Origin of the sequence: Bacillus sp. MUM 116, assembly GCF_001866655.1 — a bacterium.
GTDB lineage: Bacteria > Bacillota > Bacilli > Bacillales > Cytobacillaceae > Neobacillus.
In genome coordinates this window covers 1-11,645 of record NZ_MLYR01000044.1, presented here as the reverse complement: position 1 = coordinate 11,645, position 11,645 = coordinate 1, and the positions used below count along the sequence as shown (strand labels likewise).

The 11,645-nt window shown below is 34.8% G+C and carries 7 protein-coding genes and 1 pseudogene; 7 read left to right on the top strand and 1 reads right to left on the bottom strand.

Annotated elements, in window-relative coordinates:
- Positions 1–389 precede the first annotated feature (389 nt).
- Both BIV60_RS11930 and BIV60_RS11925 read left to right on the top strand, forming a co-directional pair.
- Positions 390–6,101, top strand: a complete 5,712-nt coding sequence (locus BIV60_RS11930; RefSeq protein ID WP_071355958.1) for a DNRLRE domain-containing protein — start codon at positions 390–392, stop codon at positions 6,099–6,101.
- A gap of 12 nt (positions 6,102–6,113) precedes the next feature.
- Positions 6,114–6,653, top strand: a complete 540-nt coding sequence (locus BIV60_RS11925; protein WP_071355957.1) for a hypothetical protein — start codon at positions 6,114–6,116, stop codon at positions 6,651–6,653.
- A gap of 473 nt (positions 6,654–7,126) precedes the next feature.
- Here BIV60_RS11925 and BIV60_RS11920 read toward each other — a convergent pair whose 3' ends face one another.
- Positions 7,127–7,762 carry an HAD family hydrolase gene (locus tag BIV60_RS11920; RefSeq protein WP_071355956.1) on the bottom strand — a complete coding sequence of 212 codons (636 nt, stop codon included), beginning with the start codon at positions 7,760–7,762 and terminating at the stop codon, positions 7,127–7,129.
- A 638-nt stretch (positions 7,763–8,400) separates the two neighbouring features.
- On the opposite strand from BIV60_RS11920, the gene BIV60_RS11915 reads away from it, so the two are divergent.
- From BIV60_RS11915 to BIV60_RS11900, 5 genes and pseudogenes are all read left to right on the top strand, one after another.
- A complete protein-coding gene (locus BIV60_RS11915) occupies positions 8,401–9,021 on the top strand; it encodes a recombinase family protein (RefSeq protein WP_071355955.1) in 621 nt (206 codons plus the stop codon).
- Positions 9,022–9,448: 427 nt separating this feature from the next.
- Positions 9,449–9,511, top strand: a pseudogene (locus tag BIV60_RS30940) (SEC-C metal-binding domain-containing protein); the annotation flags it as partial.
- A 69-nt stretch (positions 9,512–9,580) separates the two neighbouring features.
- A complete protein-coding gene (locus tag BIV60_RS11910) occupies positions 9,581–10,612 on the top strand; it encodes a 3-deoxy-7-phosphoheptulonate synthase (protein ID WP_071355954.1) in 1,032 nt (343 codons plus the stop codon).
- 203 nt (positions 10,613–10,815) lie between these two features.
- Positions 10,816–11,235 (top strand): DUF4279 domain-containing protein, encoded by a 420-nt coding sequence (locus BIV60_RS11905; protein ID WP_071355953.1) that lies wholly within the window; start codon positions 10,816–10,818, stop codon positions 11,233–11,235.
- Between the two features lie 101 nt (positions 11,236–11,336).
- A complete protein-coding gene (locus tag BIV60_RS11900) occupies positions 11,337–11,579 on the top strand; it encodes a hypothetical protein (RefSeq protein ID WP_071355952.1) in 243 nt (80 codons plus the stop codon).
- Positions 11,580–11,645 lie beyond the last annotated feature (66 nt).

Here is an 11,645-nt window from a genome sequence, read left to right as displayed (position 1 = left end):
GGACATCTCTTTTATTAAATTTAAGTCGTATAGTGTCTAGCCACTTTCCTCATTTTTGTCCAAGGAGTTTTCAATCGATTGGAAGTTTCAGCGCCCTTTTTTTTAGTAGTGTGCAAAATTAAGGTAATTCAATTTCAAATATTTGTAAGAATACTAATTATTAAGAATTTAAAATCAAATAGGTGTTAATCACTATTTTTTATCCGTTAAATGTAAAATAATACGGAGATATAACTAAATTTAATAAATTTAACCTAATTTTAATTTAAATATAATAATAATGCCCTTTTTTACCAATATTTTCACGATTTCCAATATCTATTAATTTAGGTAAAATCATGTTGACTATCCGGATTGTTCAATTATTTAGAAAGGAAGAAAGATTCAATATGCATTTATTTAAGTATTTTTATCGTTATGTGTCAATTGTTTTATCCTTTTGTATTGCTTTTAGTTTAGTAGGGCCTAATTTTGCTAAAGCAGCCCCAGGTGTGACCGGTAGGACCCCTAATAAGCAAACTGAAAAAGCAGATGTTGGGGAAATCCCGAATAAACTTCCTAAAAACAAACTGGAATTAACAAGTAAGCGAACCAAGTATTCGACTCGTTATCTGAATCCAGATGGAAGTTTTACAGAAGAAGTCTTTTTAGATCCTCAATTTTATCAAGATCCAACCGATAAAAAATGGAAGAAGATTGATAATACCCTTAAATCTAATAAAAAAGAAGGGAAACAGGAGAATACGGCTAGTGATGTAAAAACGTTGTTAGCAGATCAGTCTGGAACAGGAGATTTAGCGTCCGTTGAAAAAGACGGAAAAAGTGTTTCCCTTGTTCCTGTTCAAGCGAAAAGCGTCAAAGGTATTATCAAAGGAAACGAAATCACCTATCCGGGAATCTTTACAGATACCGATGCGCGTTATCGTATTGAAGGAGATACCTTAAAAGAAGATCTTATTTTGCAACAATATCATCAAAATACCTTTAGTTTTGAATTAAAGGTCAATGGGGTTAAACCCGTTGTAGGGAAAGACGGTTCAATCAGCTTTACAGATTCAAAAAGTAAGAAAGTTTGGTACTTTAAAAACCTATTTATGACAGATGCTAATGGTAAGTATTCAGACAAGGTTAACCTCAAACTTCGTGAAGAAAAAGGAAAAACCTATGTTGATGTCGTAGCGGACGAAGATTTCTTGAAAGATCCTAAAACGAAATATCCAGTTACAATTGATCCATCCATTGATACCTGGGATGTTCAACGGGATAACTTTGTCGCTAGCTCATTCCCGACCTCCATCTATTCTAGTAATACGTACATGGATACAGGATATAACAGTTATTTTGGCTCTACTCGTGGTCTTGTTCAATTTTACTTACCTAGTTTACCAAGTGATAGCAAAATATCTAGTGCTACGTTTAAAGCCTATCAGACTCAAGTAGATGCCACCAATGTGTCAGTCGATTTAAATCGAATCACGAGCAGTTGGACTAATTCTGTAACATGGAATACACTGCCAACCACCCAATCGACTCCAGAAACTACGGTTACAAGTAACTCATCGAATGCTTATTGGCAGTGGACGATTACACAATTGGTAAAAGATTGGTATAATGGAGTAACTCCAAACTATGGATTCATGCTAAAACAACAAAATGAAACGACTTCACCGTACCGTACATTTACTACAGTAAATAATGTAAATAATACTCCGCAATTGACGATTAACTATACAGTTGACCCAATAGGTACAGAAGATTATTGGAGTCTTACCAAAGATGGAGTAAATCCTGCAAATGGAAATTTAGTTTATCAGAAAAATGATTTATCTATTCCAGGACGTGGCGTACCAGTAAGTATGACTCGTACATATAACAATCGTAAATCTGATGTTGCGGGATTGTTTGGATATGGATGGACTAGTAATGTTGAAAAGAGACTCGTAGATGGTGGAACTGGTCCTATTACGCTGATCGATGAAGATAATACGCGGCACATCTTTGGACAAAAGATTGGTGGAGGATATGTAACTGCTGGTGGTGACTATTTAACACTTGAGAAAAATGGGGATGGAACCTACACCATCACCCAAACAGACGGAACAAAAGAGAACTATAATACAAGTGGAAAGTTGTCTTCTATTGTCGATAGTAATGGAAATAAGACGACATTTACTTATGATGGAAGTGGAAAATTAACAACTTTAAAGGACGCTTCATCAAGAAGTACAACTTTAACGTATGGGACCAATGGGTATGTTTCAAGCATAACAGATCCAGCAAATCACACTATTAATTATGGATATGATGGATCCGGTAATTTAACAACTGTTACAGATGCAGCTGGAAAAATTACGACGTTGTCCTATGATTCTAACCATGGACTGACAGGAATTAAGGATGCACGAAACATCACAACGACTATTAGTTACGATACTTCCAATAGGGTTAAGACTATTAGTAAACCAATTACCATCAATGGAACCTTACAAACGAGCACAACAACTTACTCTTATGATACGACGAATCTAGTGACGTCTGTAACGGACGGAGAAGGAAAGCGAATTGATTACACCTATACGGCAAATGGCAATGTGGTTCAAGTAACTGAAAATCCATTGGATTCTGCAAACAAAGCCATTACTACGTATACGTACGACAATAATAACAACCTTACTCAGGTCCAAGATCCAAACACCAATAAAACGGGTGGCACGAGTAAATATATTTATACGTACGATGGGAATGGAAACATTACATCGGTACAGCTTCCAGGTGGTCAAACTAGCAATAACACGTATGATAGCCAAAATAATCTAACAAAAGAACAAGATTTTAATAGTAATATCACTTCATCCGATTATGATTCAAATAACAATCAAACGGAATCGACTGACGCAAATGTTCAAACGTCAGCCAGTCGATACGATGCAAATGGGAATCAGGAATATGATACGAAACCTATGTCTGTAGCAGATAATAAGCTGGCTAACTCAAGTTTTGAACTTGATAGTAATACGGATAACTGGCCGGATAACTGGACAAAAGCAACCGAAACTGGTAAAACAGCTACGTTTGCATGGTCAACAACATCCAAGTTTGGAAATAAAAGTATTAGCATTTCCAATCCAACTGGATGGGCAATCGTCCAATCGGATAAGATACCTTACGTAACAGGCGATAAATATATTGTTAGCGGGTATGTAAAGACGTCCGGAACAACAGGTACCTCTGTTGTCAAAGTAGAATTTTTGGATTCTACAGGAGCATGGATTAGTGAAAAACAAGCTTATACATTAAAAGGAACGCAAGATTGGACTCGTATTCAAGCGGTTATTGACAGTGTACCAGCGAATACTGCATCTATTCGAGTGTCAGTTGGACTTAACGCTGGATCAGGGACTGCATATTTTGATGGGGTTCAGTTAGAAAAAGGTACCGTGTTGAGTGCTTATAACCTTATAGATAATTCAAGCTTTGAACGTAATTCAGGTTTAAATAGTATTCCGGATAACTGGACAACCAGTGGGAACTTGTCTTCCACGAATGATGGAATCGATAAAAACGTGAATTCGGGCGATGACAACGTCTACACTGGGACGTACGCGTTTAAAATGACAGGAGAAAAGGGTAAAAACAAATATATTAAGCAACACATTATTTTATCCGGAGATGCAACTACTCCATTGACACTATCAGGTTGGTCTAAACAAGTAGGGGCTGACTCCAACGGTGGAAATTATGCTCTTCAAGTTCAAATCAATTATACCGATTCAACTGTAGGGAATTTTGCAAATGATTTCAGTAAAACAACTACAGACTGGCAACATGTAGCAGCACAAGTAAAGCCAACGAAGGCCTTTAATTCCATTGATGTTTATTATTATTACTACGATCAATTGGGAACGGCTTGGTTTGATGCTATGCGTTTAGAACTAGGAGATTCTTTTACTTTTAACACTCATGACGCTGGCGGAAACTATCTCACGAACGTTGATAATTCAGCAAGCAGTATTTCCTATACCTATGACGGTGTCGGAAATCAGACAAGTATGACGGATGGAAAAGGAAAGAAAACAACATTTGCATACGATGCATTAAATCGATTAACAAAAGTAACTGACGCTAACTTAGGAGATACTTCCTATGGTTACGACGGAGTGGGAAATCAAACTTTGATAACGGATGCAAACAATCATGTAACCAATTATGGTTATAACGAGTGGAATTTGATTTCAAGTATGACAAACCCGTTAAATCAGGTCATTCAATTTGGGTATGACAAGAACGGAAACAGGACAAAGGTAACCTTCCCTAAAGGAGATTCCGTTTCTTACACATACAATGGTTTGAATCGAATGGATAGTATTTCTTACAATGGAGTGAAGAAATGGGATTTAGCGTATGACGCAAATGGTAACTTAACTTCAGCAACCGATTCAGCTGGCAAGTCTACGACATACACATATGACAAAAATAATCGTGTAACTCAAATGGCTGAAGGGGCGTCAAACAAAATTGATTATGTGAACGATAATAATGGGAATCCTACTTCGTTAACGGTTACAGCAGGAGCAACATCCGTATCCACAGGATATACGTTCGATCCACAGAATCAAGTAACTGCCCTTTCTCGAAATGGGGCTAATCAAGCGAAGTTCGTTTATGATGAACAGGGAAATGTCATCTCTGTGAATCGTTCAAATGGCACTTATACGTCATATGAATATGACGATGCTAATCGCTTAAAATCTGTAAAGAACTATAACAATGCAGGTTCGCTGTTAGATTCATACAGTTATACGTATGATGCGAACGGCAACAGAACCAGCGTAGTAACAAGTTCAGGTACCATTTCGTACCAATATGATGCGTTAAACCAGTTAACGCAAGAAACCTTATTGGGCGGTACAACTATTGCATATCAATACGATGCAGTAGGAAATCGTACAAAGAAAACGGTCACTCAAGGTTCAACAAACACAACAACCAATTATACGTATGACGCTGCCAACCAGCTGACAGCTGTCAATGGTCAGGCGTATACGTACGATGCGAATGGAAACTTGACCAATAATGGTTCCAACACTTTCATCTACGATGTTGAAAATCATTTAATTGAAGTGAAGAAATCGGATGGTACAAGCTTAGCAACTTTCACTTATAATCAAGATGGTAAGCGAACTAGTATGACCACTTCAACTGGAACAACTTATTTCCATTACAGTGGAGATAAAGTGATATATGAAACAGATTCAAATAATAATATTGTTGCTGATTATACTTGGGACGATAAAGGAAATCCAGTAACGATGACCAAGAGTGGAACAACATACTATTATCATGTGAATGGCCATGGGGACGTAACATCACTTACGGATGCGAGTGGAAATATCGTTGCGCAGTATCAGTATGATGCGTGGGGGAACATAATTTCTTCAACAGGAACAATGAAAGATTCTAACCCTTATCGTTATGCTGGTTATCGTTATGACAATGAAACTGGATTATATTATTTGATGACTCGATATTATGATTCTAATGTAGGGCGATTTATTACAATGGATACGTTCCAGGGTTTTGATGACGATCCGTTAAGTTTAAATCAATATGATTACACAGAAAATAATCCAGTAATGTTAATAGACCCTAACGGCACATATGCAATTGTAGATGATGTTGTTGCAGGGGTTGCTGCACTAGGTGGACTTTTAGCAGCAATTACCATGTTACAAACACAAATGAAATATTTGTTATCGAAAGCATACGTAACAGTCAAAGATAGAATTAGCCGAAAGTACGTTCTTAATGATTATTATAGGCGTCATATTAGAGATGAACATATTTTACCTTGGGCGAAAGGCAATGGGAAAAACCACTTCGATAGTAGTTGGAGTCAAAACTTCATTTACAGTACGGCGATAAAAATAGCAAATAACCCAGCTTTACTCCTACATCAAGATTTTAAATATTTCGGATCTAAAATGTTTTATAAGATGGCTCCTGTGATTCACGGACACACTGCAATATTAATGAAAGTTCCTGTTAATGTCGGAACAATGTTAATACATTCGGCCTATCCAGTTTATTCAATTTCTTTTTAAAAAGGAGAAAAAATGAATTTTCAATTTAACCTAAAATTAATAGAAAATGAAGTAGAATTAAGGAATATTGATGAAACAAATGAAGATGTTTTTGAGTTAATAAAGGGTTATTTGGAAATTGTAAATAATCATGAAAATTTCTTAATCAATATTAATCAATACTATTTTATGGAATTTTTTAATTTAGAATCGATACCTGATCTACGAATTCCAATCATTAGTTTTATATTTGAACTTAGTCAATTTTATGTAAAAAGGGAAAACTACGATGTATTTAGGCTAACAGAAGATTTTATACCTTTTGAGTTTGTTTTTATAAAAGAAGATCAATACATGAGTGTATTTCTACATTCTAAATTCAAAAGTTTATGGTATGATGGTGAAAAAGTTTCAAAAATTAAACCTAAATCCAGTAAATTTAAAATACCAAACAAAGAATTTTATGAAGCTATAGATCGAAGTTTAAGAAATATTCATTCCTATCTTACGATTAATTATCCAACATTAATGAATAACCCTTTAGTAAAAAAAAGTTTTTATAAAATGAATTAAAATTCCTAATAAATTTGTGAAATATTGCTAAATTATTAGAACTAATGGATGCCAGGCTAACGCCTGGCTTTTTATTTTGCTCATTTTCCGTTTTGCCCTGCGCATCGTACCGTGTCCCAACGTTTCATAAGCTTCCAACCGGCCGGGACCCCCGAACCCACCCGGTTTCAAACTAAGAAACGGAGCGAATCGATCAAGGGGCAAAAAACTGTTTCTAAGCGTGCGCTGCACAGAAAAACTTTTGGTGCTGAAACCCTTGACCCATTCGCTATGGGAACGGTTCGAGCTACGTGTCAAAACGGGAAAATTAATCCCCTTTAGGGGAAATTAGGCGTTGCTTCAGGCAAAAGGACAATGAAATAACTTTAAAAATCAAAAAATCTTAAAAACAAATAGGGGGAGTACCGATGGAAAAATTAGTACTTGAAAAAGAATTCAGCATTTACATGTCGGAAGTCGAGGAAAACGGAGGTCTAGTCAAATTCAATTAAGTCATTTATTACAATATCAGCCTGAGAAAGTTCATCTTCTTGTGCAAAATCAAAATTACATCCTATTGAAACTAAACCATTATCTTTTGCTGCATTAATATCAGATAAACGGTCTCCAACTACTGCTCCATTGGGAATATCATATTTTTTGATAATACTCCTAACTAAGTCTGATTTATTTAACGATTCAATTTGTTGGATACTAAATGTTTCAGTAACCCAATTATCCAAATTATAATAACTCACAATTGCTTTTAAGTATTCCGTTAAACCATTACTTGCTATGTAAATTGAACAATTATTCTCTTTTAAATAACCGAAAACCTCCTTTACATTAGGATATAAAGCACCTTTCCCACTTTTTATGTTTTCAACTAATCTTTCTAGAAAATAAGCATCAGATTGTTCTCTTACTTCATTGGAATGATTAGGCAGCAAAGCTTCCCAAACTTTTGGCAATGGTACGCCCATTATTTTACGGTATTTATCAATAGGGGTATCTGTATCCCATAAGTTTAGTGACCGTAAATGGTTAAAAGTATTATCAAGTGATAATTCTAATATTTTATCTGTCTGAAATAGTGTTCCATCCATATCAAAGATTAGTGATTGAGACATTATTTTTCTCTCCCTTTTAAAATGACTGATTACTTTCAAAGTTTAGCAAAAAAATGAATATAGAATAACCAATACTTCTTAAACCGGATTTTAAGTTTAAGTGTATGTGTAATTCTCACATTCCATCAAATATAGTCCCCTAGCTTAGGTTCCATCTTCCACAAAATGGCCCGATTGCTGAACAAAATTAAAAAGCACATATTTTATTATTTGTTCCAAAACTCGTCATTTTCTGTACACTACATTATTGAATCTAGTTTTCTATATTTCTTTTGTAAATTATGTCCATTAACTCTGTTTATAAATCTATGTTTACTTGATCCCCTCGCATTAAGTTATGGTACATAAGGAAGAGGATTCTTATTTACATTATCAGTGTTATCGGTGGTTCTCTCTCGAAAAAACTAACTTACTATTTTGTTCCATAAATATCAAAACCAGAATAGTATGTGACTACCACCAATGACGTTCGTAAAAGTACACTTTTGCGAACGGGTATTTTTTGTTCAAAAATGGCTATTTTTCACGTTCGTAAAACTTAAAAAATAATTTATGGACGTTCTCTGTTTTTAACGAACTTTTACGAACGGATTATAGTAGAATAAGAGAAAAAAGAATTAAAATTAGGAGAGTTTAAAGTGGAAGTTAGAAAATTTGGATATATACGAGTCAGTAGCAAAGATCAAAATGAAATACGACAACTTGAAGCCATGAAGGAAAAAGGGATAGACGAACGAGATATCTTTATGGACAAACAAAGTGGCAAAGATTTCAAACGAGTTCAATATCAATTACTCAAGCGTATTTTACGAAAAGGGGACGTTCTCTTTATTCATTCCCTCGATCGCTTTGGACGAAACAAAGAAGAGATATTGCAGGAGTGGAATGACATTACGAAAAACATCCAGGCTGACATTGTGGTATTAGACATGCCCTTATTGGATACCACACAATTTAAAGATAGTCTAGGCACTTTTATTGCCGATCTGGTTTTACAAATTCTTTCTTGGATGGCAGAAGACGAACGCAACCGAATTCGAAAAAGGCAGCGTGAAGGTATAGATGTGGCTTTAAAAAACGGTGTAGCTTTTGGCAGACCGAAATCGATTATCACGGAAGAGTTTAAACAAGCTTATCATCGATGGAAATCAGGAGAGATGACAGCTGTGAAAGCGATGAAAGAAATTGGTGTTAGAAAGACAACTTTTTATAAGCTAGTTAAGGAGTACGAAAGAGAATCGAAAAGTATCAATATATAATAGAAGGAACTCGTCAAAAAATCTTTGCTTATCGAAAGCAAAAGGATTTTATGTCAACAAACGGGCCCGTTTGTTGAGGAACGGTATCAATAAAATTGAATATTTATGTTGAAATATAGAGTATAGATTGTGAAGGTTTTCACTTAAACTAACGGGGCAGTTTAGTTTAAGTACATCTCTTCACATAGTTAAAGAAAAGCCGATTTTCCCAAGGTGTAGCTTTTTTATGGGGAAGTTTTCATTTGAAGATAAAATGAAGGCAGTTTTTGGCTATCTTAAAGGGAAAGAACCCTATAGGGATATAGAAAGACAAATAGGTACTGATCATAAATCCATAGTAAAAGGGTAGCCCTTTATAATAAGCATGGTCCAGATGGTTTAAAATTACGGTATACAAATTACCCTGCACAATTTAAAATAGACGTACCCATGTCCATGCAGATCTGGTAAGAAGTTTAAGAATTGTCATGGTCGTAGACACGTTGCTTAGCTTAATATCTAGTTAAATATAAAATAGCCTCTTTTTGAGGCGTATAAATAAAAAAGGAGTTTGAATATTATGGCATTTAAAGAAATAAGCCCTAAAATCAATATAGAAGAAATTAAAGAGCTTGGCAAATTATCAGGAGAAGCGTTAAAACTTAAAAAGGAACGTGATAATGAACTTGAAGCAATTATTAAAGGTGAAGATGATCGCTTGCTTTTGGTAATTGGTCCTTGTTCATCTGATAATGAAGAAGCTGTTCTTGAATATGCTCGTCGCTTAGCAAAATTACGAGAAGAAGTTAAGGATAAGATTTTTATTGTAATGAGGGTATATACGGCTAAACCTCGTACCAATGGTGATGGATATAAAGGCTTAATTCATCAGCCAGATTCAAAAGGTAATCCTAGCTTGATTAACGGTATCAAGGCTGTTCGTGAATTACATTATAAAGTGATTACTGAGACTGGTTTGACAACAGCAGATGAAATGCTATATCCAGAAAATCTTCCTTTGATTGACGATCTGGTAAGCTACATCGCAGTTGGGGCACGAAGTGTAGAAGATCAACAACATCGATTTGTTGCAAGTGGTATTGATGTACCAACAGGCATGAAAAATCCAACTTCAGGTAATTTGAACGTAATGTTTAATGGTATCTATGCTGCTCAAAATGCACAAAATTTTCTATTTAATCATGCTGAAGTAGAAACTGAAGGTAATCCTCTTGCTCATGCAATTTTACGTGGAGGGTTAAATGAATACGGAAAAAATATACCGAATTACTATACAGATAATTTACTAGACGCAATCAAAATCTACGAAAAAATGCATCTTAAAAATCCATTTATCATAATTGATACGAATCATGATAATTCTGGTAAACAATATTTAGAACAAATTCGTATCGTTCGTCAAACTTTGATTAATCGTGAATGGAATGAAAAAATTAAGAAATATGTTCGCGGATTTATGATTGAATCTTATCTTGAAGAAGGACGTCAAGACGAACCAGTAGTTTTTGGTAAATCAATTACAGATCCTTGTCTTGGATGGGAAAAGACAGAAGAACTTATTCATGAAATTTATAAAACAGAAGTTAAATAACAAATAATTTCATATAAATTATTTCACATTTAGATAATCACCTTGTGAAGAGTTGTACTTAAACTATAGGGTGCTTGAGCTTCACAAAGGGTTGTTGCTGCGGCTCTTTTTTTTGTGGTGTTTAACGTGGCAGTTTAGCTCAGGATTTTGGTGCTCGTTAGGAGAAAAATAATTATGATGTTTTCTTGGGGATGTGTTTAGGAATGGAAGAGAGTTTTGTCACTGGATCGTTTGATTTCATTATTCGTGGGATAGATTTATACCCTGATGAAATATCAAAGAAGTTAAACCTTAAACCTTCAAAAGTTAGAAAAAAAGGTGAAATAATCACCAAAGACATAAAAATGAAGGATTCTTATTGGAATTATCAAGTGAAATTTAAAGGTTACGATGAATTAAATCAAGCGTTAGAGAAATTTTTAAGCATACTATTGCCTTATAAGGCTTTTATCCGTGAAATCTCTGAAGTTTATGATACTTATATATTTTTTAGTTTACGTTCAAATTTAGGACAATTAGGGTTTGATTTACACCCCAAGACTTTAAGGGCATTAGCTGATTTAAATATTAGATTTGAAGTGAATATACTTTCATATGGTGAAGTTGAGGATACTTCTTATTGAGCAAAAGTAAAGGTAAAACAAATCTGAATACAAGAACGAGTTTGTGAAAAGTTCTACTTAAACAAACGGGTGCTTGAGTTCAAGAAAAGGAGTCCAAACTTATGGAACTTTACAGTTATGAGGAATTTCTTGAATATTTAAGTATAGGTGGAGAGATTCATTTTATTTATAAAGACGAAACATATTATATAGGTTGTGGAACAGGTCAATTTATGTTTTGGAAGTTCTATGATTCAGCTAGTGAAATCATAGGAGAAGATCTTAAAGATTTACTTCTAAAAGTAAGGCTGGATAATAAATTCATTAAGGAAGTATGGGACTTAATTGAGATAGACGTTATGTAAGTAGAAGCTAAATGGATAATGCGTTGTTAAGCTAACGGGTGCTTGTGCGGCCGAGCTTAGGTCGTA